The organism is Bosea sp. NBC_00550, assembly GCF_026020075.1.
Lineage (GTDB): Bacteria > Pseudomonadota > Alphaproteobacteria > Rhizobiales > Beijerinckiaceae > Allobosea.
In genome coordinates this window covers 3,342,067-3,367,967 of record NZ_CP102772.1, presented here as the reverse complement: position 1 = coordinate 3,367,967, position 25,901 = coordinate 3,342,067, and the positions used below count along the sequence as shown (strand labels likewise).

Genomic DNA, 25,901 nt, shown 5'->3' with positions numbered 1-25,901 from the left:
CATGACGACGGCGCGCCTCTCGACCGCACTCATCTCAGGCTTCGGCCTTCAAGGCAGGAGCGGTGCCATGGCTCTTGCGGTGGACGATGGTCTTCTCCAGCGCCTCCCAATCCCAGTCGATGCCGAGACCCGGTTTCTCGGAAGGGATCGCCTTGCCGTTCTCGATGCGGATCGGCGAGGAGGTGACGAGGTCGAGCTGGGGGATGTATTCGAGCCAGCGGCTGTTGGGCACCGCGCAGCACAGCCCGAGATGGATCTCCATCAGGAAATGCGGGCAGACCGGCACGTTGAAGGCCTCGGCCATATGCGCGACCTTGAGCCAGGGCGTGATGCCGCCGATGCGCCCGACATCGACCTGCACGATCGAGCAGGCACCGGCTTCGAGATAGTCCTTGAACTGCGAGAGAGAATACATCGACTCGCCGACGGCGATCGGCACGGTGGTCGATTGCGAGAGACGCCGATGCGCGCCGATATCGTCGGCATGGATCGGCTCCTCGAACCAAGCGACGTCGAGCTTCTCGTAATGACGCGCCCGCCGGATCGCCTCGTCGAGCGAGAGGCCCTGATTGGCGTCGGTCATGATCTCCCAGCCGAAGCCGACCTTGTCGCGCACAGCGGAAAGGCGCTTCACATCCTCGGCGACATGCGGCCGGCCGACCTTGACCTTGGTACCGCCGAAGCCGCTTTCCTTGGCCTTGAGCGCCTCCTCGACCAGCTCGGACTGCTCCATGTGGAGCCAGCCGCCCTCGGTGTAATAGAGCTCGATCGCATTCTTGGCGCCGCCGGCGAGCCGGTGTAGCGGCAGGCCCGTCTTCCGGGCGCGCAGGTCCCACAGTGCCGTGTCGATCGCGGCGAGCGCGATCGAGGTGATGGCGCCCACCGTCGTGGCGTGGACGCGGAAGAACAGGGCTCGCCACAGCCCCTCGATCTCCTCGGCCTCGCGGCCGATCAGGACGGGTGCGAGATGATCGTCGATCAGCTTGCAGACCGAGGAGCCACCGGTGCCGATGGTGTAGCTGTAGCCCGTGCCGGTCACGCCATCCGCATCGGTGATGCGGACCATCGGCGTCTCCTGCAGCTCGAAGCTCTGCACGGCGTCGGTGCGCTTGACCTTGGGCTTCAGGTTCGCCTGCAACACTTCGACGGATACGATCTTGGCCATTCTCGGCTTCCTTCCCGGGTGATCTCTCAGCGTTTCTCCGGCCGGTCCGCATGCCAGCCATTGTAGCGATGCCATGACGTCTTCAGATGCGACTCCACCGCGGCCTGCGCGCCGTCCTCGTCGCCGCGAAGGACCGCGCCGAGGATGGCGCGGTGCTCGTCGAGCATCGGCGCGATGTCGTGGGGAATACGGCTGAACAGCCGGGCGTGGTGCAGATGCGGATGCAGGCCTCTCACCGCCTGGGCCAGGATCTCGTTGCCGGCTCCTTCCAGTATCGCCTCATGGAAGATTTCGTCGGCGCGGCTGGCACCGACATAGTCCCACGCCTGCCCGCGCGGAGGATCGCGCTCCATCGATGCGATGCTGGCGCGCATCCGGGCGATCGCGTGAGGATCGCGGCTGCGGGCGAGCTGCCTGGCGGCCCAGCCCTCGTTCAGTATGCGGAAATCGCGGAGTTGCTCGAACCATTCGCGCGGCGGTTCGGGCGCCACGGAGAAACCGGTGAAGGATGCCGAAGCGACGAGGCCGAGCGCGGAGAGCCGTGTCAGCGCCTCGCGGATCGGCGAGGAGCTGACCTCGAACTCGCGGGTGAGCGCATCGATATTGAGCTTCTCTCCCGGCGCATAGGCCCGATCGAGGATGCGTTCCATCAGAACGGCCGTGACCTGATCGACCAGCGCCACGCGCGCCAGAACGGGTTTTACGATCATGCCGAATTCTCCCCCGGCGTTGATCATCCATCGCCGATCATCGGTCGTCAATCATCGATCGTGCATGATTTGGGGAATGACATTGCCGAGGCAATGGACCGGTCAATAGTCCTGCCTGCCATGGCAATACGCGATCTGGTGGGATGTCCTCCAGATCGCGCCTGGCGTGAAATGCGAATGCTTACGCAGTTTGCCCGACATCGGTATGCCCCGGGCAAAATCGCCGTGCAGGATGCTGTCAGACCGTCTCGCCGACCGCCTGCAGATAGAGGTCGAGGATCGCCTCTTCCTCCTTGCGCTCTTCGAGATCGCGCTTGCGCAGCGCCACCACCTTGCGCAGCACCTTGACGTCGTAGCCGTTGCCCTTGGCCTCGGCATAGACCTCCTTGATGTCGTCGGCGATCGTCTTCTTCTCTTCCTCGAGCCGCTCGATGCGCTCGACAATGCTCTTGAGCTGGTCGCCCTGAACCGGATCGTCCATCTGATATCCTTCCGGGGTATGAAAATTCGGCCGGCAGCGTTCGCCCGGATCGGGGCTGGGCGTCAAGCCGGAAACGGCTCGCCCTCAACAGCTGTGATGCCGCAATCACCCGCTTCGGGCTGACGAAGAAAAGTATGACTTAATCTGGATAAGACAGATGACGCCGGCCTTCGCGCGATCTAGGAAGAATCAAGAGGACCGTCGCGGCCAGCGACGACGCTGGGTGGAAATGGGCAACGTGCACAGTCCTGCGAGCGAGACAGCGAAGCCGCGCGCGACGGCGCGGAAGATCTACGATGCCGCCGTCTCCCGGGCCCATCCGGCCGAATGCCTGCCGCAACATCTCCCGTCTGCCCCTGCAACGGGCCGCCTGATCCTGCTTGCTGCCGGAAAGGCTGCCGGCAGCATGACCGCCCTTGCCGAGGCGCATTATCTCGATGGCGGTTTTCCGCAGGAGCGACTTTTCGGTCATGCCGTAGCCCGCCACGGCTACACCGCTCCGACCCGCCGGATCCCGATGATCGCCGCCGGCCATCCCGTGCCCGATCAGGGCAGCATCGACAGCGCCGAACGCGCGCTGGCGCTGGCGGCTTCCGCGACCGAGGACGATCTGGTCCTGGTCCTGCTTTCGGGTGGGGGCTCGGCCAACTGGGTCGCCCCGGCCGGCTCGCTTACGCTTGCCGAGAAGCAGGCCGTCAACAAGGCGCTGCTGCGCTCCGGCGCCCCGATAGGCGAAATGAACATCGTTCGCAAGCGCCTGTCGCGCATCAAGGGCGGCCGGCTCGCGCTTGCGGCGGCCCCGGCGAAGCTGCTGACGCTCGCCATATCGGACGTGCCGGGCGACGAGCCCACCGCCATCGCCTCGGGCCCGACCGTCGCGGACCCGTCCACCATGGACGAGGCCCGCGCCATCGTCGCCCGCTATGGGCTCGATCTGCCGCCCGCCGCCCGCGCGCTGCTCGACGACTCCGCAAACGAGACGCCGAAACCCGGCCATCCCGCCTTTGCCAACAGCGCGTTCCGCATCATCGCCCGCCCGGCCGATGCCTTGGCCGCCGCCCGCGCCGTCGCCGAGGCGGAGGGCTACGAGGTGCACGATCTCGGCCCCGATCTGGAAGGCGAGGCGCGAGAGGTCGCGGCAGATCATGCCGAACTCGCACGCCGGCTGAAGCGCGAGGGCAGGCGGGCCGCCATCCTCTCCGGCGGCGAACTCACGGTGACGCTGCGTGGCTCCGGCCGGGGCGGCCCGAGCCAGGAATACGCGCTGGCGCTGGCGATCGCGCTGGCCGGCGAGCCCGGCATCGTCGCACTCGCGGGCGACACGGACGGCACGGATGGCGGCGGCGGCGAGGCGACCGACCCGGCAGGCGCGCTGGTCGATCCCCAAACTTTGGCGCGCGCCGCCGAGATCGGCCTTGATCCCGCCCGATCCCTCGCCGAAAACGATTCGACCGGCTTCTTCGAAGCGCTGGGCGATTTGCTGCAGCCGGGACCGACGCTGACCAACGTCAACGACTGCCGCGTGATCCTGATCGAGCCGTGAGATTCTCCTTCAATCAGCGAACGGGCCTTCTGGCCGCCTGCTGCGCCACAGCCTTCATCGCAGGCGCCGTGCCCGCGAAGGCCGATCTGCGCATGTGCAACACCACGTCGAGCCGGATCGGCGTCGCGATCGGCTACCGCGACGCGCAGGGCTGGACCACCGAAGGCTGGTGGAACATCAGCCCGCGCGGCTGCGAAACCCTGCTGCGCGGCACGCTGGCGGCGCGCTTCTATTACGTTCACGCCGTTGACTACGACAAAGGCGGCGAGTGGACCGGCAAATCCGTCATGTGTGTCCGCAACAAGGAATTCACGATTCGCGGCATCGAGGACTGTCTGGCACGCGGCTATGACCGCGCCGGCTTCTTCGAGGTCGACACCGGAGAGCAGAAGAGCTGGACGATCCAGCTCACCGATACGGGCGGAGCTGCGTCGCCCCGACCATGAGCGGCGCGGCGAGGCGGGTGCGAGCACGAGAACGATAAAAGGCGGGCCATTCGGGCCTGCCCAAAGGGAAACAGGGGACGCCGCGTCGGGGCAGCAGGATTGCTGGCCGATGGCAGCTCTGCAACGATTGAAGGGGCCTGGATGGGACCGAAGCCGCACCGGCTCTCGGACCGCAGGGGAAAAGCAATGAAGCGCGAACGCCGGATCAAGATCATCGCCACCCTCGGGCCGGCTTCCTCGAGCGAGGAGATGTGCGCCAAGCTTTTCGAGGCGGGCGTCGACGTCTTCCGCATCAATATGAGCCATACCCAGCGCGAGACGCTGGCCGAAAAGATCGCGATGCTGCGCGGCCTGGAGGCCAAGTTTCATCGTCCGGTCGGGATTCTCGCCGATCTCCAGGGCCCGAAGCTGCGCGTCGGCCAGTTCGGCGGCGATGGCGGCGTGATGCTGGAGAACGGCGCCCGCTTCACGCTGGATTCCGATCCGGCGCCGGGCGACGTCAAGCGCGTCCACCTGCCGCATCCAGAGATCCTGAGCGCGCTGGAGCCCGGCCACACCCTGATCCTCGACGACGGCAAGCTGCGCCTCGTCGTCGAGAAGGCGTCGCCCAAGGAGGCGGTCACGCGCGTCACGGTCGGCGGGCGGCTGTCCTCGCGCAAGGGCGTCAGCCTGCCCGACACCACCATCGCCGTCTCGGCTATGACCGAGAAGGACCGCGCCGATGCCGAGGTCGCGGCCGAGGTCGGGGTCGACTGGATCGCGCTCTCCTTCGTGCAGCGCCCCGAGGATATGGCGGAGCTGCGCAAGATCGTGCGCGGCCGGGCGCTGGCGCTCGCCAAGATCGAGAAGCCGCAGGCGGTCGTGCGGATGGAGGAGATCATCGACGCCTCCGACGCCATCATGGTGGCGCGCGGCGATCTCGGGGTCGAAATGCCGCTGGAGAAGGTCCCCGGCACGCAGAAGCGGCTGACCCGCATGGCCCGGCTCAAGGGCAAGCCGGTCGTGGTCGCGACGCAGATGCTGGAGAGCATGATCACCAGCCCGGTGCCGACCCGCGCCGAGGTCTCCGACGTCGCCACTGCCGTCTTCGAAGGGGCCGACGCGGTGATGCTCTCGGCCGAGAGCGCCGCTGGCCAGTACCCTATCGAAGCGGTGACGATGATGAACCGCATCGCCGAGGAGGTCGAAAACGACGCGGTCTACCGTTCGATCCTCGATTCGCAGCGCAACGAGCCGGAGGCCACCGGTGCCGACGCCATCGCCAAGGCCGCCCACGAGATCGCCGAGACGCTGAACCTCAAGGCGATCTGCGCCTGGACCTCGTCCGGCTCCACCGCCTTCCGCATCGCGCGCGAGCGCCCGAACTCGACGGTGATCGCGCTGACGCCGAACCGCGCCACGGCGCGCCGGCTCACTTTGGTCTGGGGCGTCCACGCCATAGTGACCAAGGACGCCAGCGACGCCGACGACATGGCCTTCCGCGCCTGCAAATTCGCGGTACGCGAGCATTACGCCAAGATCGGCGACCGGGTGATCGTCGTCGCCGGCGTGCCGTTCGGGACGCCGGGCGCGACCAATATGGTGCGGATCGCCTTCATCGCCCAGGAGCATGTGGCGAAGGCCTGAGCGGGGAGGGCAGGGCGCGGCTGGTTGCGACGCTCAGGCGTCGCGACCATCGACCTCGGTCTTGAGCGCGTCGACCGCCTTCTTCACGGCGTCGAATTCCGGATAGATCGTCAGCGCCTTGCGGAAGGCGATCATGGCGCCCTTGTCGTCGCCCTGTTGGCGCAGGATCATGCCGAGCCCCATCATCGCGCCGTAATGGCGCGGCTCGCGCTTCAGCGTCTCGCCGATATCGATCATCGAGCGGATTGAATCGCCGGAGAGGTAGAGCGCATTGGCACGCTGGTTCCAGGCCTCGGCCCAGTCCGGTTGCAGGCTGATGACGCGATCCAGCAGCTCGATCGCGATTTCCGTCTGCTTCTCCTGCAAGGCCTTCTGAGCGCGGGTCATCAGCAGGTCGGCGGTATCGGAGCCGGATCGCGCCCAACGCCGCTGGATCAGCCGCGCGACCCCCTCGGCCTCTTCCTGCGTCTTGGCCTCATGCAATCGCTCGAACAGCCGCTCGAGCGTCGCAGCCGGGCCGCGTTGAGGGGCGGAGGGCGTGACGGGATTATCGGCTTTGTCGGAAGGCGCGACCGTGCCGGGCCGCGGCGGCGCGGCCTCCTGAGCGGGAGCCGCGACCGTGCCGAGAGAGGCGGCCACGGCCAATCCGAAAGCGAAAGCAGGCGCCAGATGGAAACGCATCATGCCGTCGACTGTAGCCACGTGTTCAGGCAGGTCAAATCACGCCTGGGCGAGCGCGCAACGCAAAAAGCGGGGCGCGCCGGTCGGCGCCCCGCTCTGCAAAGTCCCGGTCAGGCTTTCGCGCGGCGAGAGCCGCGCAGAAGCTCAGCCCTGACGCGCCTTGAAGCGCTTCTGGACCTTGTTGATGATGTAGACGCGGCCCTTGCGGCGCACCAGCTGGTTGTCGCGATGGCGCGCGCGCAGCGACTTCAGCGAATTGCGGATCTTCATCGTCTCAACTCCATCGACCCGCCCTTGCGGACGCGCCGGTCAAAAACCTTCAGTCTGCGACTTGGGGCCAAGCCCTCACCGCCCATGACAATGGTGCGACTGATGCGATGGCGGCTGTATACGGATTTTTCCGCAGATCGCAAGTGCGTTCGCACTCGCACGCGCAAAAGAGCGCGGGAAAGTCCGGGGAACAGAGTAGCCGCGGCAGCGTTTCCCCTGAGCTTTCCTCGGGGGGACCCCATCATGCGCATTTCGACACTGGCTTTGATCGCTGCCGCAGGCCTCGCTCTCGGCGCCTGCGGCAATACCACGGAGCAGCGCATCGGCGGCGCAGCAGTTGGCGCCGGCACCGGAGCCGTCGTGGCCGGGCCGGTCGGTGCCGTGGTCGGCGGCGCGGCAGGTGCGGTGACAGCCCCGACCGTCGTCCGGACGACCCGTCGCGCCACCCGCTGACGCAGCATCGATGGCGGGGGCGGCTCGGCACGCCGCCCTTCGCAGCAGGATCGAGCCGCGAATGGGGCCACCGGTTTGCCCTCCTCCTGCCGGCTGTCATCAAACTCTCATCGAGCGATCCAATGCTCGTCGGATGGCCGATTCGCTGCAGAGACTCCACGCTGCCGTCCTCGAAGCGCGATTCCGGGACCCGGCTTGCTCGCGAACCGCAAAACTCTTTGCCGACGGCCTGCCCAAGATGGCGAAGAAACTGGCTGAGGAAGCGGTCGAGCTCAGCCTTGAAGCGTTGCAAGGCAAGCGACAGGCGGCGATCCTCGAAAGCGCCGATCTCATCTACAACCTGATCGTCCTCTGGACCGCCATGGGGATCGAGCCGGATGAGATCTGGAGCGAGATCGACCGGCGCGAGCGGCTTTACGGAATCGCCGAGAAGCTGCCGAAGGGCGGCCGCGCACAGCGCGCGAAGCGAAGCCGGCAACAGGCGCCCGCCGTCGCGGCGCAAACGCGTTGAGACGGCGCATGACGGCATCCCTGTCCACAGTCGCGGAGAATTCGGGCCCTCGATGATTTTGGGGTTGCCAAGACGAAATGAAGCCGTTATCTCGGCGTCCATCAGGCCAGACGCTCTAGCGTCTTGACGCTCTGAGACGCGCCCGTAGCTCAGCTGGATAGAGCATCAGACTACGAATCTGAGGGTCAGAGGTTCGAATCCTTTCGGGCGCGCCATTTATTTCAAGTACTTAAATCGGGTTGGCCTATCGCCTGCTTCCCAACAGGCCGGATTTGGAAGCATATGGGAAGCATTCCGATTGTGCCAACTCGGCTCGGTTAGATGGTCCGAGATGCGATAGCTGATCAACAGATGGCGGCAGAGGCTGCGATCTCAGCAGTTGACGCTTAACAGCGGGTCGTAGGTTCGAGCCCTACATCACCCACCACGGAACTTCCTGAAAAAAAAATAATCTTAGGGTTAGCTCACGCGAGTGGCGCCAAGTGCCCTTCGTTTTGGTGTCTTGTGGGCACTGGCGTGGGCACTTTTCTGCGCAACTCGGGCAAGATCGCTATCAGCACGCCATCACCAGGCACTCCCGCCAAGCGCCGTGCCTTTGAGCGTCGGCCGAAACTACTGACCCCGATCGTGACGACCCCGAGCGCGATCAACTCGTGCGCCCAATGATGCGACGAGGCGCACGCTTCTATCCCCACGACACACGCAGGCTGCTTGGCAAAAAAAAAACTGCAGGAGTTGCGCATGCCTGATCTGACTCCGGATAGCGATGTCGCCCCCGACGTCAACTCTATGCACCTTGAACACCGACGTCGCGAGATCAAGGTCAATCGTCACCACCTGACCCATTGCTCTCGTCCTCTTCAGCAGGAGCCATGCTCCCGCCGTGGTGGTGAGCCGTCCACAGCATCAATCTTGGCCATTCGTGGTGGGTTCACGGAACGGCTACTTTGGCCCATAGCGACCTGGCAAACGTCAGCTTTCGCCTCTCTTAATGGCCCGTCAGCCAAAAGTCAGCGACTGGGCCTCCGGAAGCTTGAAGTTGTCGGCGACGATCGGATTGGCCATCGACGAATGCGCTCGGCCGGGTTGGCTGCCAAGCATCTCACGCTGCGCGTGGAGGCGCCATTGCTCGCCGTCAATCCCCCGTCCACGAGGATACACGTATTCACCGTGGCGGGCCGGCTCCTTGTCTAGACCGTCGGCTGCGGCGAGTTCGAGAAAACGGAATTGGGTGCTCGGAGGCTCCGTGCTTGCGACACGCGTGAGCGGTATTCATCTCCGCCACTTGCTCCTTTAGCACCGAGAGGATCTCCTCGCTCGAGCGGCTGATATGGCGGCAAACTGCGGCTCGCACGAATCATCCTTTTATCGGCTTCGCCGCGCATCGCAAGCGCGCATTTATGGGAAATAATTTGGATTGCCACGCCCATTAAATGTGGCAAATCTGATCGTGGTCGATTACAAATAAATGCGCTTCAATGACGCTCAGGGGGAGCCGCAGTCCGTGACGCTCGTGATCACTACATGTACGAACCGAAAGCGAAAGGCCGTGCCTGGCCGGTTCTACATGGGCGCCCTTGCGCGCTCCCCCCTGGCTGGCGTGGCGGCGGACTGGGGCAACCGGCTTCGGGAAACCGCTGTGCAGTTTCCGGCTGCGGAGATTTATGGAGGCCGAGGGTTCCAGGAAGCTATGGCGGCCGCAGCATTGCTCGACGCACGCCTGATGATTGTGTCGGCGGGCTTGGGCTTGATTGATGCGTCGACCTGCGTTCCGCCCTATGCCTGTACCATATTGCACAACGCTCCTGACGGGGTCGCCGGGCGAGTGAGCGATGGCTTTACCGCACCTGGGTGGTGGGCAGCGCTTGCCAATGCCTCACCATTTTCTCTCACGCTGCGGTCAGTGGCCGAGAGCAAGGGCGGGCTGATCCTGGCGGCGCTCTCCGACGCTTATATCAACATGATCTCCGAAGACCTGCTGGCGCTTCCACAGGCAACACTCGAGCGCCTTAGGCTCTTCACACGCGCGCCGGCTGAGCGTGTACCGGAAGGAATACGGCCGCTGATCATGCCCTACGATGATCGCCTCGACGGCCCGGACAGCGAGATCCAGGGAACGTTGAGCGACTTTGCCAGCAGGGCAGTCCACCATTTCGCGAAAACGGTGACAGTTGCTCAAGATGGTCGCTCCGCATCCGAGCATGCTGCTGCGGTGTCGACCTCGCTCGATGGCTGGCGGCTACCGACAAAGGTCGAGCGTGTCCGCTACGATGATGAGACGATGCTCGAATTGATCCGGTCCCACTGGGACGATCCTCGCGGCCGATCGCTCCGGCGTTTCCGTGATGAATTCAATGTGGCGTGTGAGCAGGGTCGCTTTCGAGCACTGTCTGACTTCGTTCGGGCAGAAAGAGCATGAGCAATCGTGAATATCTCAAAGTTCGCGCTGTGCGGGCGGAGCAGGGCGAAGGAACCGGGGTCTACGCCTTCTTTCTTTATGGCGCTGACATCCACCGGATTGCGGACATCAGCCGTGTTCGTCGGGAGGACGGCGAGTTGAAAGGATTTCAGCGCCGTGAGATCCGCGATCACGTGAAGGACATCACGAGTTTCCTTGACAGCGGTCCCGTGCTGTTTCCGAACGCGATCATCCTCGCCCTCTCCGATGAGGTCGACTTCGCTTCGGCCCGCGGCCGCTCCCCGGGCAATATGTGCGAAGTCGGCGATGCCGGCACGCTGTCGATCCCACTTTACCCCGAAGGCGCCCGCGCCGCGTGGATTGTCGACGGCCAGCAGCGGTCTCTTGCCCTCGCTGAGGCCAAAAACAAGCAGATTGCTGTTCCCGTGATCGGCTTCATCTCTGACGAAGTATCCACGCAGCGGGAGCAATTCATCTTGGTCAACAAGTCGAAAAAGCTGCCGACCGGCCTCATCGACGAACTTCTGCCTGAGGTCAGTGTCAAACTGCCGCGAAACCTTGCTACTCGGCAGCTTCCCAGCGAACTCTGTACCCTTTTGAACAACGATCCGAAATCGCCTTTCCATGGCCTGATCAGGCGCGAGTCCGACCCGAAGAACGGGACTGGCATGGTGAGCGACAACGCCCTGATCGAAACGATGAAGGCCAGCCTTAAAACTACGGCCGGCGCTTTGGGTCAGTTCAAACATAATGGCGAGGGCAGCGACACCGCCGCCATGTACGATGCGCTCGTAACCTACTGGTCTGCTGTCCGAAAAACCTTCCCGGACGCGTGGGGCAAATCTCCCAAGGACAGCCGACTGATGCACTCGGTGGGTATCCGAGCGATGGGAGCGCTCATGGATACGATTATGCTCCGAGCAGACGGGGCGGCCAACAAGGCGTCGGTGATCATGGAGAGCCTTTCGCGACTGGCCCCCCATTGTCGCTGGACCGAAGGGCAATGGCAGGGCCTCGGCCTAGCTTGGAACGAACTTCAATCCACACCACAGCACATCAATAAGCTGAGTGAGCATCTCATTCGAATTGAGCGCGAGCAGGCTCGGGTGTCGGCATGAAGTTCATTTTCGCCGATAGTTTAGACTATGTCGATCCCGCGTTCGACTTCATTGCGGATCGAAGCCCCGCCGACCGTCAGCCCTATTGGGATGATGCATATCCTCATGAGATACTCGGATACGCGCCCTATGATGGAGTCCTTGTGTCACGCGGGATCATCGGAGATCACCGCGTAAAGGGGAAATACACCGCCAGCCAAGCGCGTCGCTTTCATCTTGTTGGCGCCCGCAAGTTTCTTCGGCTCGACACGCCCCAATTCGCGAAGCTAGACATTTTCGGCGATTGCGGAGCCTTCACCTATGTTGAAGAAGAACGGCCGCCATACACGCCGGCAGAGATGGCTGAGTTCTATGACGAGTGCGGGTTTACGCACGGATGTTCTGTCGACCACATCATTTTCGATTTTAACCCCGCCCTGACCGGTCTAGCCGGCGGTACTGACGATGCGAAGAACCGCTTCGAGATCACGCTAGAGAACGCAGACGGGTTTCGCCGCGAAGCTCTTGCAATGGGCGCGTCGTTCACGCCCATGGGCGTTGTTCAGGGCTGGTCACCGGGAAGCATGGCTGAGGCGGCGCGCCGGCTGGTCGCGATGGGATACACCTACCTTGCGATTGGCGGGATGGTCCCGCTTAAATCACCGGAGATCAAGCTCTGTCTCCAGGCTATCCGTGATGCGATACCAGCGGCGACCCGATTGCACATCCTCGGCTTCGCTAAGGCCGACGATATCGATGGTTTTCACGGCTATGACATCGCCAGTTTCGACACGACTTCGCCGCTGATCCGCGCATTCAAAGACGCCAAGCAAAATTACTATCTTCCGGGCGAGGGGCTGGCACTTCGCTATTTCACTTCAATCCGGGTCCCGCAGGCGATTGAAAATCCCAAGTTGCAACGCGGGGTCAAGAAAGGGAGCTTCCGTGCGGAGGAATTGGTGCGGCTTGAGGCCCTTGCGCTGAATTCACTGCGGGCTTTCGATCGGGGCGAAGCGGATCTGGACGAAACACTCCACAATGTTCTCGTCTACAGCGCCCCTTTGGTCGAAGAGAAGCCATACGAGGACTGCAAAAGCAGCGTAGCGCTGGCAAAGCTTGCCGAGCGTTATCGCATCACCCTCACTGAGCAGCCTTGGAAGCAGTGTGCCTGCAAAATCTGCCGCGATGCCGCGATTGATGTGATCATCTTTCGCGGCAGCAATCGGAACAAACGCCGCGGGATCCACAATCTCGTAGTCTACCACGACCATATCGAAAAATTGGATTTGAAGCGTGCCGTTGAACGAACCGATCACCTATCTCAGCGTCTGTGCGGAGCAGAGCGATGAGCACACTGTCCTTAGTTTCGCGGCTCGGGCTGCCGACGTGCTACGCTTCGCGTCGATCGAACGCATCGGTCGGGATGCCCAAGGCGAACTCAGGGGCTTCCAACGACCCCAGGTCGCTGCACACATCCGCGAAATCCGCGACTATCTTGAAAAGCCGAACGCGGTTCTGCCTAACCCCATCGTCGTAGCATTTACGGATCGGGTCGAGATGCAGGACCTTGGTGATGGCCTTGTCAGGCTCTCGATCGACATGAGTTCCGGCATACCTGGTCTCGTTGTCGATGGGCAGCAGCGGCTCTCGGCGCTCGCCGAGATTGACCGCGACTTCCAGATTTTTGTTTCAGCTCTCATATGCCGAGATGAGGCCGAGTTGCGGCGCCAGTTCGTGCTGATTAACAACACAAAACCCCTCCCAAAATCCTTAATCTATGAGTTGCTTCCGACTGTGAGTGACTTGCCTCCCCGGCTCAGTCGACGCTCGACGGCTGCGGACATTACCGCGCGGCTGAACTTCGAGAACACCGCCCTACGAGGCTACATCAAGCAGCACACCGCGCCGGAAGGTATGATCACCGATACGGTCATGCAGAAGATCATAATGGAATCGCTGACGAACGGCGTGATGCGGGAACTCATTCGAGGGCCAAAAGGTGCGACACGGTGCGTGCGGCTTGTCTCCAACTTTTTCGATGCCGTGAAGAAGACCTTCCCGGACGCTTGGCACGGCCACAAGCCAGCGAGTTCCAGGCTCCTTCACGGCGCCGGCATCGAGGCTCTAGGTGACGTCATGGAGGTTCTGGCGCAGCGGAGCCACGCGCGCAGCGCCGAAGATTTTCGGGAAGGGATGGAGTGTCTTAAGGGCAAGACAGCCTGGACTGCCGGTGAGTGGAACTTCGATGGCGAGGTTCGCCGATGGAACTCGTTGCAGAACGTCAATCGCGACGTTGCATTGCTCAAGCACCATCTCGTCGGGGTAGTGAAATCTAACCAGCGACAACAGCGAAAAGCAGCACCGGCGCCGCTGCTTGAACCGGTAGAGGGGACATCATGACTTACGCTGTCAAAGAGGTCTTTAAGACACTACAGGGGGAAGGCGCCCAGATGGGCAGAGCGGCCGTCTTCTGCCGGTTTGCGGGTTGCAACCTATGGTCCGGCCGGGAAGTCGACCGTGCCACGTCAGTCTGCACATTTTGCGACACTGATTTCGTGGGTATGGATGGAACTGGTGGCGGTCGGTTCTCCGATGCTGATGCTTTGGCCGACGCGATAGAAGCGGAGTGGGGTAGCGCGATGGTTCGCCGCTATGTTGTGCTTACCGGAGGCGAACCGCTGCTCCAGGTTGATCAAGCCCTCATCGAAGCGCTTCACGCGCGTCACTTTGAGATCGGCGTCGAGACTAACGGAACCCAGCCTGCGCCAGACGGGCTCGACTGGATTTGTGTCAGCCCAAAAGCCGATGCCCAACTCGTGCAGGCGGCGGGGCATGAACTCAAACTGGTGTACCCGCAGCGCCAGGCGATGCCTGACCGCTTCGAGCATCTCGCCTTTGACCACTTCTTTCTTCAGCCGATGGACTCGCCGGAGGCTGCCGCCAACCTCGCGGCGGCCATCACTTACTGTACCGAAAACCCGCGGTGGCGGCTTTCACTCCAGTCACACAAGATGATCGGGATACGCTGATGTTTGAGATAAGTAAGCAATTTCGATTTGATGCGGCCCATACCCTCGACCGGGTGATTGACACAGAATCGAGCCGGCGGATCCATGGCCATAGTTATCGCGCGGAGGTGACGGTGCGGGGACGGCCTGATCCAGTGACGGGTATGGTGGTCGACCTCGGTCTTCTGCAGCGTTCGATGGAGGAGGCGCGCGACGGTCTCGACCACCGCTTTCTCGACGAGGTCAACGATCTTGGCCCCGCAACAATGGAGAATCTGAGCCGCTGGATTTGGGATCGCCTCTCCCCTGTCGTCGGCAATCTCCACAAGGTCAGCGTCTATCGGGACAGCGGCGCCGAGTCCTGCTCCTACTGGGGCGGGGATGTCGCGGCATGAACGGAGAAGGCCACGCTCTCGTTCTCTTCTCAGGGGGGCAGGACAGCGCGACCTGCCTGGCTTGGGCGCTGGATCGGTTTGACGCTGTCGAAACGATCGGATTTGACTACGGTCAACGCCATCGGGTTGAACTTGAAGTCCGCGAACTGCTCCGCGACGGCATCAGGAGGTCGTTTCCGGCGTGGGCGGCCAAGCTGAAGGACGATCATATGATCGACCTCGCTGTCCTGGGCCAAATAAGCGAAACTGCCCTGACGACCGGGGTCGAGATCGCGATGGCCGACAGCGGACTACCAAACACCTTCGTTCCCGGCCGCAATCTCCTGTTCCTGACCTTTGCGGCCACCATCGCCTATCGCCGAGGCATCAAACATCTTGTTACTGGAGTCTGCGAGACTGATTACTCGGGCTATCCCGATTGTCGGGACGATACGATCAAAGCGCTTCAGATCGCACTCAATCTCGGTATGGAACGACGGTTTGTGCTGCACACGCCGCTCATGTGGATAGACAAGGCGGCGACGTGGAAACTTGCTGGCGAGTTAGGGGGGGCGGATCTGGTAGACCTAATTCGAACCGAGTCTCACAGCTGTTACATCGGCGATCGTCAAACCCTAAACGATTGGGGCTATGGCTGCGGCGGGTGCCCAGCCTGTGAACTACGCCGTGCTGGCTGGCACAAGTTTGCAGGCAACACGGACGCTTAACCTCGATTTTTGGTTGGCACTTCAGCCACTCCCATTAAAGTACCTTCAAGAGCGAACGTAAGAAGATTCGCTCGCGGAGGGTCGAGAAGCTGTTCAGGGGGATGTTGGTCGGACTGCCCGGACACAGAGGTGTCGGGAAACTGGAAGCGGCGGCCGAAGGGCGCTGCACCATTTCTGTTTTCCATTCGCTTCAGCGCACGCAGTCGATCGAATGTGCCGCCTCCGAGATCGAGCGCGCCTTTTTGAGCCCGCAAACTCGGGCTTATGTCCGCGAAAATGACCGCATGCGCGTCGGGCGGGTCACCGGTTATGATCTGCATCATGAGAACGGCGTCGTCACCTACGAGGTCCGCTTTCCAAATGGCAAACAGCGCGACGTCAGCGAAGTCGACATCTTCGTCCGCCCCTGGAATGCTCCAGAGGACCCGGCCGAAATTCTCGCACTCGGTGGAGCTGAAAGTCAGTTTCTCCATGATCGACGCCAAGCCGCATTAGCACCGCTACGCGCGCTTACAAGCGCAGCGCAGGGCCTGAGTTCGCTGCTATCGTCCGGGATCGACTTCGTCCCACACCAGGTCGCCGCGGTCCGCCGTGTCTTGAGCGACCCGATCCAGCGTTATCTGCTCGCTGATGAGGTTGGCCTAGGCAAGACGATCGAAGCGGGGCTGATCATCCGCCAGCACCTAATCGACAATCCCGACACTGAGGTGCTGATCGCTACCCCGCCCGCGCTTTGCGACCAGTGGCGGCGCGAACTAATCGGAAAGCTGCGCCTCGATCAGTTTGGCGAGCCGTTTGAGTGCTGTTCGCATGCCGAGATCGCGCGGGTCATGCGAACGCCGGATGTATTAGTTGTCGACGAAGCGCATCATCTGGTCGGGCTCGAGGCTGGGCCGCTCGGTCCATCGGCGGCGCGCTTGCGAGAGCTTGCCCGCGATGTACCTGTTCTGCTGCTGCTCTCAGCGACACCGCCGCTCGGCGAGGAAGCCAGATTTCTGGCGCTACTCAACCTTCTCGATCCACTCACTCATCCGCTCGACGATCTGACTGGGTTCCGAGTGAAACTGGAACAACGGCGGGCGATTGGCCGATTGCTCCTCAGTCTCGACCCTGACGCGTCAGGCTTGGTCCTGCGCCAGCGCGGCGCCGAACTTGTCCGCACTTTCCCCGAGGATCCTGTCGTGCAGGATCTAGCGCCGCAATTGATCACCGCAACGCGTGAGGCACCCGAGCGGCTTGGCAACCTGTGTGGCACACTCAAGCAGCACGTCGCCGATAGCTACCGCATTCATCAGCGGCTGATCCGCTCGCGGCGAGCCGACGCCCAGGGCTGGGAGTTTCAGCCGCGCGGCCCCGAGGGTGGCGCGCTGACCCATGTTCGCACCGAAGGCGATCCGAGCGAGGTTCTCGCGTTCCTGCTCGCGACGCTTGAGGACTGGCGGTCGGCAGCTGTCGACTCACTTGTCGATCACAAGGTTGGATCCGCGCTGCTCGCCGCTCGCTATCGCGAGTTGCTCGGCTCAATCTCAGAAGGCGGCGACGCGCTTCGGGCCTGGCTGGCTGGGGCCAGCCCGATGTTCCTCGGCGAGGGTGAAATTCTGGACGCCTTGCGCGAAAAGGCCGCAGATTATGACGACGCCGACCGGATTGAAACAATGGTCGAAAGCGCGCGGCGACTGATCAAGACACTGCGTGCGGATGTCGACCATCCCAAGATCGTGGTCTTTGCGACCGCGCCAGCCACGGCGGCGGAGTTTCACGACGCACTGCAGGATGCAGTGGACGGAGCGCGTTGTCTGCTACTCGTCGAGCGTGCCGGACCCGATGCCGACAAGGATGTCGTGGCGCTGTTCGCACAAGCGCCGGACGCCGCGATCCTTACTCTCGATCGGTCGGCCGAGGAAGGTCTCAATCTCAGCTTCGCCGACGCGATCGTACATCTCGATCTGCCGCTGAGCGCCGCCCGAATCGAACAACGCATCGGTCGTCTCGACCGCTATGGCCGCCGCCAGAACATCATCCGACACCGGACCCTGCTGCCTTCCGACGAACACGATAGCCCCTTTGCGGCCTGGCACGAGTTACTGGCCGAGGGCCTGTCGATTTTCCATCGCTCGATCAGCGATGTGCAGTTCCTACTGGAGGGTTTCGAGGCCCAGGCGTTCGAAGCACTGCTGATGTCGGGACCCAATGCGCTCGTCGCGCTTGCCGCGGACATCCGCAGCCGAGTTGCCGACGAGCGAAAGTCGCAAGACGAGCAATATGCCCTCGATCGGATCGCCTTGGCCGAGGAGCCCGTCGAGACATTTATCCAGGCGTTGGACGACGCCGAGATCGACGAGGCAGCGCTCGAAGCGGGCGTCGATCAGTGGTTGATCGGAACGTTGCAGCTCAAGAAGCGCCCGTTCGCCTGGCCGGAGGAAGATCCGTTCAAGCTAAGTTTCACCAAGCAGACGCTGATACCCAGATTCCCTTGGCAGCAGCAGCTTGAACTCGATGACACTCGGCCGCTGAGCTGGAAGCGCCGGATCGCGACACGCCGCGCCGCCGTGACCTTGCTTCGGCCTGGAACTCCCCTGATCGACGTGTTGGCCCGCTTTACGCGCTGGGACGATCGGGGGACCGCATTCATCACCTATCGCACCGTTCCAGACTGGCTCGGTGATGCCTGGATCGGCTTCAAGCTCTGCTTCACCATCGAGCCCAGCCTCGACATCGCCGACCTCTTGGCGCCGTCGCGGGCCGAACTTGCCGCGTCGCGTCGGGCACAGCGTTATTTCGCGCTAAGCGAACAGACCCTGTTCATTGACATCAATGGCGATGCGGTCATCGATCCGGCGCTGCTCGCGGTCCTGTCAAAACCCTATGGCGGTCACGGCAAGGGACCGAGCGCCGACCTCAATCTGGGAAGTCGGCCGCACATCCTCGCCGAGTTCATCGATCCCGCCGCGTTCCCGGCGGTTTGCCGGCGCGTGCGTGACGGTGCCCGCCAGATTTTGTCCGAACAGCCGGGTGTCCTGGAGGCGATAATGGCTGCAACCACCCTCGCGACGAGCGATCTGCAGCGCCGCAAATACCGGCTTCAGCGCCGCCAGTTTGCTGGCGATACGATGGCGCGCGATGATATCGCACTGATCGAGTCGATTCTGCCGAGCATTGAATCGCCGTCGATCCGGCTCGACGCGATGGGGTGCTTTATCCTCGGGAACGCTGTTTCGGCGAGAGCCAGCCGTGGCTGATCTCGATGGCTATGATGCCTTTGTCGAGCTGAGCCATCTGCTGAATTGCACCAACAGCGGTACGGAATGGAAGGCCCGCTCGCCAGCAATCGAGCGCCTACGTCGGGCGCTGATCGATCCCGCTCGGCACGCGAGCGCACTCGACCTTGCAGTGCTGCTGCGCCAGGCCATGACGCACGAGCATGTCCGCCGCGGCGCGATGGTTTCGCCGGTCTTACGGGTGTCGCATCCTCGCTTCGATGGGTTCGACGCATGGGATGCGGTCGGGCTGCGCAATACTACCGCCGGCGAAGCACGTCTGGTGACAATACAGCGCTGGACGCCGGCATGGCTGGCTGGTGCCGGCGGCGGGGTGGAGGTCTTCGCCGCCTCCGAGGCGACACGCCGCGAGTTCAACAATGCCGGCTGCGAAGGCGATCCTTTGCTCTCCGCGGTCGGGCGCACGTCCTATCGCAGCCGGGGACAGCGCGCCGCGGTGCGTGCCGCGCTCTCGACCCCGGCCGGCGGCAGCCTCGTCGTGGCGCTGCCGACCGGCGAGGGCAAGAGTATGATATTCCAGTTGGTCCAGACCGTGGGCTTTGTCGGCGCCGACCAGGCGGAAAACCGCGGCGTCACCCTAGTGATCGTCCCGACCGTCGCGCTTGGGGTCAATCACGAACAGGAAGCGGTCGACGTGTGCGGTTTATCGCGGCCGCTTGCCTTTCAGGGAGGCAACGACGTCCAAAATGGTATCATCGCCGAGCGGATCGCAGATGGCACGCAGGGGCTTTGCTTTGCTTCGCCTGAAGCGGCTTGCGGTCGCTTGCGCGGCTCCTTGCGGCGTGCGGCCGAGGCGGGCCTGCTCCGCGCGCTGGTGATCGACGAAGCTCATCTCGTCGACCAATGGGGCACTGGCTTTCGCACCGAGTTCCAGGAGTTGAGCGGCCTGCGGCGCGAATTGCTGTCGGCGGCGCCGGCCGGGCAGGCGCTGCGCACGATCATGTTGTCGGCGACGCTCACCGACTCCTCACTCGAAACCTTGCGCTCGCTGTTCGGCGCCGAGCGCAATTTTGAAAGCTTGGCGGCGGTCCAGTTGCGGCCCGAACCGGACTATTGGATCGCGCCATTGACTAACGAGGCGAGCCGTATCGCGCAGGTCCTGGAGGCCCTTCATCACGTGCCCCGGCCCGCGGTGCTCTATGTCACCGAAGTTGCCGCCGCCAACGCCTGGCACACGCGATTGGTCGAGGCGGGTTTTCGCCGGGTGCGCAAGCTCCACGGCAAGACCGGGCGCGCCGAGCGCGAAGAGATTGTCGGCCAGTGGCGCGACGGGGCGCTCGATATCGTGGTTGGAACCTCGGCCTTTGGACTTGGCATCGACTATGGACATGCGCGCAGCGTCATCCATGCCTGCGTCCCCGAGACGCTAGATCGATTCTATCAGGAGGTCGGGCGAGGCGGGCGAGACGGCAAGGCGGCGATTTCGCTGATCGTGCCTACAGGCAAGGATGTGGCGATCGCCGAGCGCATCAACGCGCAGCAGGTCATCAGTATTGATCGTGGATTCCACCGCTGGAAGACCATGTTCGCGCGTAAGGCTAGCCTTGGTAACGGGCGCTTCGCGGTACGGATCGACGGGCGGCCAGGGACCGATGAGCGCGACATCGACATGTTCGGCGATGCCAATACCGACTGGAACCTGCGCACCGTCGCCTTAATGGCGCGGGCCGGCATTCTTCGGCTCCTCGGCACGCCCTATCCGCGGATCGAGCAGGAGGGGGACTGGCTCGAAATCGAAATCATCGACGATCACCACCTCGAACTGGCGGTGTGGCAGACGCGCGTCGAGCCCGTGCGCCGGGTCGGCTGGCTTGCAGCCAAGCGCAATCTCGATCTCATGCGCGAATATCTGCGTAACGATCGCTGCCCGGCCGCGATCCTCGAAGACCTATACGGCACGAACCGGGTCGGACGGACGTGCAGTCGCTGCAGCCGATGCCGTGCTGACGCCACGTGCCGCCTCAACAGTGTGGCGGTCGGCGAACCGCGTGGCCCCTGGACCGATCCGCTCGATCCCCTCGTCGCCAATCTGTTCGATCGCGATCTCCGCCTGCTCGTCTGCTACGACCCCGGCGACCTTGCCCGCAACGCCTCGCGCCGGCTCGGCGACACGCTGCAACGCTTGGCGCAAGCGCGCCTCGCCAAGGTAATCACACTCGGCCCGCAGCCGTTCGATATGAACCGGGTTCTCAAATTCGCGGAAAAATCGGCATTCTTCGTCAGCGACCTGTCGTCGCTGTCTTTGTCGCGGCTGCCACGCGGTCCCGAACTTGTCATGGTCGGCGACCAGCAAACACTGGAGCCGCAAAACCTCGCGCCGCGCGCCGACAATCCTCGCATCTTCCTCGCGCCGATCGATCAGCCCGCCCCGGATGGACGCAGATTGAAGGATGTCTTTGGCGGTCGGACGCTGACGCTCGACGAGTTTAATGCAAGAGTAGCACAATGAGTATTGTTACAACTGCCCAAGCTGTTCCGAGTCGGTTGTTCGCGATCTATGCGGCCTTGTTCGAAAGCGAGAACGGCGAGGTCAAAGACCGGCTCGAGGCCTGGGCGACACCGCCTTCGCTCAGCGGTCGGGGCGCTGATGATGATGGCGAGTCGACCACGACCTTGTTCAGCAACACACTTCTTGAAGCGCGGCGGATAGGTTTGGTCGAAGAGGTCGAGGACAAGCTGCGTCTGACCGCCGATGCGCGCGGCGGTGGTAAGAAGGGCAAGGGCAGCGAAGCCTACTTCCTGGCATTCATGCGGCGCACCCTGTTCGATCCGGCCCGGGCCTCTGAAACGCAGCAAGCCGGCTTCATGGTTGCGCTCTCCTGGTTTCTGAGTTCCAGCCCGCTGCGCCCGATGAATTTTTCCGAGGCGCCGCAAAACACTCTGAAAGCCCAGATTGGCGATCATGCGCCAAAGACAGAATTGACCTCCCTCAATCGCTACCAGAACTTCCTGTACTGGGCGCGTTATCTTGGCTTTGCCACCATCGTTGGCGGTGGCAGCGATGCCGAGGATGACACGTCGCGCCGCGTCATTCCCGATCCGGTCAAGGCGATCGAAAGCGCGCTTCCAGCCATCTTCTCCGAAGGCAACGACCTACCGATCGAGCAGTTCATGACGCGGTTGGCAGCGATCTTTCCGGTCTTCGAAACGGGCAGCGCTCGCCAGGACTATGAAGCCATGCGGCTCACCCCGCAGGCGGACGGCGACAAGCGCCTGTCGATCACGACCAGCCTAGCGCTACAGCGGCTTGTGGACCGCCAGCGCCTTACTATGGCGACAGTTGCCGACGCGCCGGGTCGCATCCTCGATTTCGGGCCGCGTGAAGGTCGCGTCAGCCGTATTGCGCTGCAAGGAGCGGCATGATGCGCAACTTTCTCTGCTGGGATCCCGGCGCCGTCCGTCAGGTGATCAATCCGTTTGCCGAGCATATCAGCGATAGCCTGTTCCGCGCGGTGCACAGCGATTGGGACCTCAAGGTCAGCCCGCAGGTTGGCAAATCGTTCCAGGAGATCGGCGAGGCGTCGTGGGCCGACATGGCGCCACCGGCCTTTCTCGCGGATTTTCTGCGCGAGGACCGGCCGCATGCGCTGGCGGCGATTCTTGGCGAAACGGGCTCAGGCAAGTCGCATCTCGTTCACTGGATGCGGCTCAATATCAAGCCGAACAAGGAACGCGTGGTCCTGGTCGTGCGCAAGTCGGGCACTTCGCTGCGCAACATCGTCAAGATGATCATCGCCCAGTTACCGGCCGAACAGCAGGCGAGTTTCCTCGAAACACTGCAGTCGGCGGGTGATGGGACACAAAGCCGTGCGGACCAGAAGCAGCAATTGCTCAACGACCTGGCGCAAGCGATCCGCGAGGAGGTCCTGCCGAACGACGCCGACGAGATCGAGGAAGGGCTGGTGAGCAGCCTGCCCGACCTGTTCCAAGATCCGCATATGCGCAAAGCGCATTTCCTCGGCGAGAACACGGTCATCGCCGAGATCGTCGATCACATCTTCGCACCATCCAATGCCAAGGATCGTCCCGATCAACGCCGCGTGTTTGTCGAAGGCGACTTGCCGCTCGGAGGGATGGACTTTGCGCAGGCCTCGCGCCTCGCGCGCGACGCGATCGACCTCATCGAGATCGATTCAACCGTCCATCTCCCGCTCGCGATCCGCATCATCAATCGCAATCTCGATCGCGCCGTGGCGCGAACCCTCAGTTTTTCCGGCGACCGCGTCGAAGAACTGATGACCCGCTTGCGGATCTATCTTAAATCGCAAGGCCAGGAACTGGTCCTGCTCGTCGAGGAGTTCGCACGGCTGCAGGGTATCGACCGCGCGCTGCTGCAGGCGATCACGTCACAGGGCGACGATCGCCAGTGCAGGATGCGAACGGCGATCGCGGTCACCACGGGCTTTTTCCAGAGCGTCGCTGAAACCGCCTATATGCGGACCACCCATATCGTGGACATGGACCGCTCCGCCGGCCGCGCGGAAGGGCGTTCGGTCACGCAAGCATCGCTCAGCCAGTTCACATCCCGCTACCTCAACGCTGTTCGGCTCGGTCGCGATGGCATCGAACAGTGGAGTGCGACGGCGGCGCCCGGCGAGAGTCCACGCTCGAAATGCGAGACCTGCATTCATCAGAGCGAGTGCCATGCGATCTTTGGCGAAGTCGATGGCTACGGCCTTTACCCATTCACGCAGCAGGCGCTGTGGAATGCGACGTCGCGCGCTGACAAGGACTCGATGCCGCAGCGTCTAAACCCGCGTATTTTGCAAAATGACCTACTCGTCGAAGTACTCGATAATTTCGGGCCGGAGATCGCGACCGGCACGTTTCCGCCCTTCAGGTTGCTCGAAAAGCTCGGCGGCATCACGGCACTCCCCGCTGTTGCCCAAGCTCAACTGCGCAACCGCAACCCGCAGAACTACCATCGCTGGGCAGCATTCCTCGAACTCTATGACGGCACCGGCACGATCGCCAATCTCGACGAGCGCCTTCGCGCAGCGTTCGAGGTTCCGGAAATCCCGGGCGCCGACGCTGCGAAACCAATTGAGCAGACGACCGATGCTCCCACGGCCGACGCACCCCAGCGGAACAAGGCCAGCAAGGAAGATTTGCTGATCGAGCAGTGGATCGGTGGACAGGGCTTGGAACAAACGGTCGCTGACAAGCTTCGACGGCTGGTCTTTTCCGCAATTTCAAATGCAATCGACTGGGATATGCTTGGACTAGCCAAGTCGAATTTCGTTGGGTCGACTGGCAAACCCTTCTTCCGAACGAGTATCAGTTTTGACCGTCAGACCACGCAGGTGGCTGGCCATATGCTTGTCAAAGTCGTCATCCCGGGCAAACTCGTTCAACCCGAGATCGCCGCTACCGCCCTTCAAGGGGTGTTACGCGCTAGCAAAGACCAGTTCCGGTGGGAGTTTCCCGACGGCGAGAAGATGCTTGGCGCCTTCCTCGATTGCGTCGAGATCTGGGCAAAGGACGTCGAGGCCCAATTGCGCGACATCTGTCAGCCGACGCCGCATTGGAACCAGGCGGCCGCGGCGTTCGAACTCCTCTGTGTCGGCGCGGCGATCGGCGGCAAGATCAAGCCCGATGCGAAGATCGCCGAAATGATAGACGCAGCGTTCAGCGGACAATGGGCAACCGAGTGCGCTAGCACCGCGCCCGAGATGAAGGTGCTTTACGACAAGCTGACCAGGCAACGCGAAAAGCTGGTCGGGATCGCGCAATCCCAGATGTCGAGCATGAAGGGCGGCCGTGCCGGTGCGATGCTCAACCCTGGGCGCATCCTCGGACCCGTCCGCGAGTTTCGTCAGGCCAAATGGCAGTTGCGCCTGCAACCGCCCGAAGGGGACACGCACGAGCCCGCCAAACTTTATCGTGACGTCAGGGACGCGCTCCCCACGGCGGCAGCATCGGAGATGGCCGTCCGCAAGTCATGGCTCGAAGCGATGGAGACCGCGTTCGGCCCGACCGCAACGCGCGCCGGGATCGTAACCGCGCTCGATGCCGCACGGCAGGCCGTCGCCGACGCCGGTATCGGCACCAGCAATACCGGACGCGGTCTGGCCGACGCGCTCGAGCGCTTCAAGACCGTGTATTTCGATGACTCACTGGCTGCCGCACGCGCCCTTGGCGGCGAAGGCGATGCTGTTGCTGCGCTACCGCATTTTGGTCGGGGCCGGAGGAGCGCGGTCGAAGCGGGGACCGGTCTGGTCGCTGCGACACAGGCTTTTCTCGATACAGTTGACAACAATATCGGCGCCAACAGTCAGAGTCTCGATGCCAAGCATGGTGCCGTGGCGGCCAGTCTCGAACAGATCGACACGTCGCTCGCCGCGATCGAAACCGACCTGACCGTCATGGCGAGGACGGACGGGGAGCACGCCGATGCTGCTTGACCGCGCCGCTGCGCTCGCAACCAAGATTAACACCTATCAGAAGCTCAAGAATACCGCCGACGAAGCCGACCTGTTTGGCACGCGGGCGAAGCAGTTCGAGACGGTGTCGCAGTTGATGGCGGGGCTGCGCGAGACGCTGAGCACGCTCACCGATGCCGGTGTTCCGGTCGATTTCGAGCCCAATGATGGCCTGGGCTTTGCAGCGAAGGCCCGCCTGCTGCGCGAGGCGATCAAGGAAGACCCTGCGAAGGTGAGCGACCCGCCGTTCGACATCAAACACGCCTTCACCGACCGCCTGAACGGCATCGCCAGCGCAGGTCACAAGGCGGCGAGTGCGGCATGGAAAGCCTATGTCGACAAGCGTGCCGCGTTTGGCGCGGATGAGGTCCTGAGCGCGCTCGGCCAAGTGCCGCAGTTTCGGGTGAGCGTCGCCAAGATCCGGCAGATCCGGGGCGAGGTAGCGGGTTTTGGCGTGAGCCTGCCGGCCGACCCGAAGGCGGCGATAGCGAGTCTCGATGCTCTCGTCAGCCAGCATGAAACGGCCTGGAAATCGCTCGCCGCCTCCGACATCCCGTCAAGTGTCGTCGCGTTCATTCGCGCGGCGGCAAGCAGCGACGCGCTGCTCAGCGCCTATACGTCCGAAGTGCAGGCATGGCTAGAAAGCCGCAGCTTGCTCGGCGCGTTCCGCATCAAGCTGAGGTAGGCAC

At 62.9% G+C, this 25,901-nt stretch carries 22 protein-coding genes and 1 tRNA gene; 18 read left to right on the top strand and 5 right to left on the bottom strand.

Annotation, left to right across the window (positions count from 1 at the left end; all coding sequences use genetic code 11):
- Positions 1-34: 34 nt before the first annotated feature.
- The 3 genes from NWE53_RS16180 to NWE53_RS16170 all read right to left on the bottom strand — a co-directional run bounded on the left by NWE53_RS16180 (position 35) and on the right by NWE53_RS16170 (position 2,356).
- Positions 35-1,165: a mandelate racemase/muconate lactonizing enzyme family protein gene (locus tag NWE53_RS16180; protein ID WP_265050399.1), complete on the bottom strand. Its 1,131-nt coding sequence runs from the start codon at positions 1,163-1,165 to the stop codon at positions 35-37.
- A 26-nt stretch (positions 1,166-1,191) separates the two neighbouring features.
- Positions 1,192-1,875, bottom strand: coding sequence for a GntR family transcriptional regulator (locus NWE53_RS16175; protein WP_265050398.1), 684 nt, complete (start codon positions 1,873-1,875; stop codon positions 1,192-1,194).
- A gap of 238 nt (positions 1,876-2,113) precedes the next feature.
- Positions 2,114-2,356 (bottom strand): DUF2312 domain-containing protein, encoded by a 243-nt coding sequence (locus NWE53_RS16170; protein WP_038363023.1) that lies wholly within the window; start codon positions 2,354-2,356, stop codon positions 2,114-2,116.
- A gap of 238 nt (positions 2,357-2,594) precedes the next feature.
- Between NWE53_RS16170 and NWE53_RS16165 the strand changes: the two genes are divergently transcribed.
- The 3 genes from NWE53_RS16165 to pyk all read left to right on the top strand — a co-directional run bounded on the left by NWE53_RS16165 (position 2,595) and on the right by pyk (position 5,971).
- Positions 2,595-3,899 carry a glycerate kinase type-2 family protein gene (locus NWE53_RS16165; protein ID WP_265050397.1) on the top strand — a complete coding sequence of 435 codons (1,305 nt, stop codon included), beginning with the start codon at positions 2,595-2,597 and terminating at the stop codon, positions 3,897-3,899.
- Between the two features lie 29 nt (positions 3,900-3,928).
- Positions 3,929-4,345, top strand: a complete 417-nt coding sequence (locus NWE53_RS16160) for a DUF1036 domain-containing protein (RefSeq protein WP_265054929.1) — start codon at positions 3,929-3,931, stop codon at positions 4,343-4,345.
- Between the two features lie 186 nt (positions 4,346-4,531).
- On the top strand, positions 4,532-5,971 hold the full coding sequence (pyk, locus tag NWE53_RS16155; RefSeq protein WP_265050396.1) for a pyruvate kinase: 1,440 nt from the start codon (positions 4,532-4,534) through the stop codon (positions 5,969-5,971).
- 33 nt (positions 5,972-6,004) lie between these two features.
- On the opposite strand, the gene NWE53_RS16150 is transcribed toward pyk, so the two are convergent.
- Together NWE53_RS16150 and ykgO are read right to left on the bottom strand one after the other, a co-directional pair.
- Positions 6,005-6,610 (bottom strand): tetratricopeptide repeat protein, encoded by a 606-nt coding sequence (locus NWE53_RS16150; protein WP_265050395.1) that lies wholly within the window; start codon positions 6,608-6,610, stop codon positions 6,005-6,007.
- Between the two features lie 186 nt (positions 6,611-6,796).
- A complete protein-coding gene (gene ykgO / locus NWE53_RS16145; RefSeq protein WP_038363015.1) occupies positions 6,797-6,922 on the bottom strand; it encodes a type B 50S ribosomal protein L36 in 126 nt (41 codons plus the stop codon).
- A 243-nt stretch (positions 6,923-7,165) separates the two neighbouring features.
- On the opposite strand from ykgO, the gene NWE53_RS16140 reads away from it, so the two are divergent.
- From NWE53_RS16140 to NWE53_RS16070, 15 genes are all read left to right on the top strand, one after another.
- The gene (locus NWE53_RS16140; RefSeq protein ID WP_265050394.1) at positions 7,166-7,375 is read left to right on the top strand and encodes a hypothetical protein; all 210 of its coding nucleotides are present in this window, start codon (positions 7,166-7,168) and stop codon (positions 7,373-7,375) included.
- 10 nt (positions 7,376-7,385) lie between these two features.
- Positions 7,386-7,886 (top strand): phosphoribosyl-ATP diphosphatase, encoded by a 501-nt coding sequence (gene hisE / locus NWE53_RS16135; protein WP_442864842.1) that lies wholly within the window; start codon positions 7,386-7,388, stop codon positions 7,884-7,886.
- A 138-nt stretch (positions 7,887-8,024) separates the two neighbouring features.
- Positions 8,025-8,101: transfer RNA gene (locus NWE53_RS16130), tRNA-Arg, on the top strand.
- Positions 8,102-9,390: 1,289 nt separating this feature from the next.
- Positions 9,391-10,305 (top strand): hypothetical protein, encoded by a 915-nt coding sequence (locus NWE53_RS16125; protein ID WP_265050393.1) that lies wholly within the window; start codon positions 9,391-9,393, stop codon positions 10,303-10,305.
- Positions 10,302-11,423 carry a DGQHR domain-containing protein DpdB gene (gene dbpB / locus NWE53_RS16120; RefSeq protein WP_265050392.1) on the top strand — a complete coding sequence of 374 codons (1,122 nt, stop codon included), beginning with the start codon at positions 10,302-10,304 and terminating at the stop codon, positions 11,421-11,423. The genes NWE53_RS16125 and dbpB (NWE53_RS16120) overlap by 4 nt, the downstream gene beginning before the upstream one ends.
- Positions 11,420-12,751: a tRNA-guanine transglycosylase DpdA gene (dpdA, locus tag NWE53_RS16115; protein ID WP_265050391.1), complete on the top strand. Its 1,332-nt coding sequence runs from the start codon at positions 11,420-11,422 to the stop codon at positions 12,749-12,751. Before dbpB (NWE53_RS16120) ends, dpdA begins: the two co-directional genes overlap by 4 nt.
- On the top strand, positions 12,702-13,802 hold the full coding sequence (gene dbpB / locus NWE53_RS16110; RefSeq protein WP_265050390.1) for a DGQHR domain-containing protein DpdB: 1,101 nt from the start codon (positions 12,702-12,704) through the stop codon (positions 13,800-13,802). The genes dpdA and dbpB (NWE53_RS16110) overlap by 50 nt, the downstream gene beginning before the upstream one ends.
- Positions 13,799-14,431, top strand: coding sequence for a 7-carboxy-7-deazaguanine synthase (gene queE / locus NWE53_RS16105; protein ID WP_265050389.1), 633 nt, complete (start codon positions 13,799-13,801; stop codon positions 14,429-14,431). The genes dbpB (NWE53_RS16110) and queE overlap by 4 nt, the downstream gene beginning before the upstream one ends.
- Entirely contained in the window at positions 14,431-14,805 is a 375-nt protein-coding gene (locus NWE53_RS16100) for a 6-carboxytetrahydropterin synthase (RefSeq protein ID WP_265050388.1), read from the top strand. Before queE ends, NWE53_RS16100 begins: the two co-directional genes overlap by 1 nt.
- Positions 14,802-15,512 carry a 7-cyano-7-deazaguanine synthase QueC gene (gene queC, locus NWE53_RS16095; protein ID WP_265050387.1) on the top strand — a complete coding sequence of 237 codons (711 nt, stop codon included), beginning with the start codon at positions 14,802-14,804 and terminating at the stop codon, positions 15,510-15,512. Before NWE53_RS16100 ends, queC begins: the two co-directional genes overlap by 4 nt.
- 101 nt (positions 15,513-15,613) lie before the next feature.
- A complete protein-coding gene (dpdE, locus tag NWE53_RS16090) occupies positions 15,614-18,751 on the top strand; it encodes a protein DpdE (protein ID WP_265050386.1) in 3,138 nt (1,045 codons plus the stop codon).
- Positions 18,744-21,239 carry a protein DpdF gene (dpdF, locus tag NWE53_RS16085; protein ID WP_265050385.1) on the top strand — a complete coding sequence of 832 codons (2,496 nt, stop codon included), beginning with the start codon at positions 18,744-18,746 and terminating at the stop codon, positions 21,237-21,239. The genes dpdE and dpdF overlap by 8 nt, the downstream gene beginning before the upstream one ends.
- Positions 21,236-22,153, top strand: coding sequence for a protein DpdG (dpdG, locus tag NWE53_RS16080; protein ID WP_265050384.1), 918 nt, complete (start codon positions 21,236-21,238; stop codon positions 22,151-22,153). Before dpdF ends, dpdG begins: the two co-directional genes overlap by 4 nt.
- A complete protein-coding gene (gene dpdH / locus NWE53_RS16075; RefSeq protein ID WP_265050383.1) occupies positions 22,153-25,194 on the top strand; it encodes a protein DpdH in 3,042 nt (1,013 codons plus the stop codon). The genes dpdG and dpdH overlap by 1 nt, the downstream gene beginning before the upstream one ends.
- On the top strand, positions 25,184-25,897 hold the full coding sequence (locus NWE53_RS16070; RefSeq protein ID WP_265050382.1) for a hypothetical protein: 714 nt from the start codon (positions 25,184-25,186) through the stop codon (positions 25,895-25,897). The genes dpdH and NWE53_RS16070 overlap by 11 nt, the downstream gene beginning before the upstream one ends.
- Positions 25,898-25,901 lie beyond the last annotated feature (4 nt).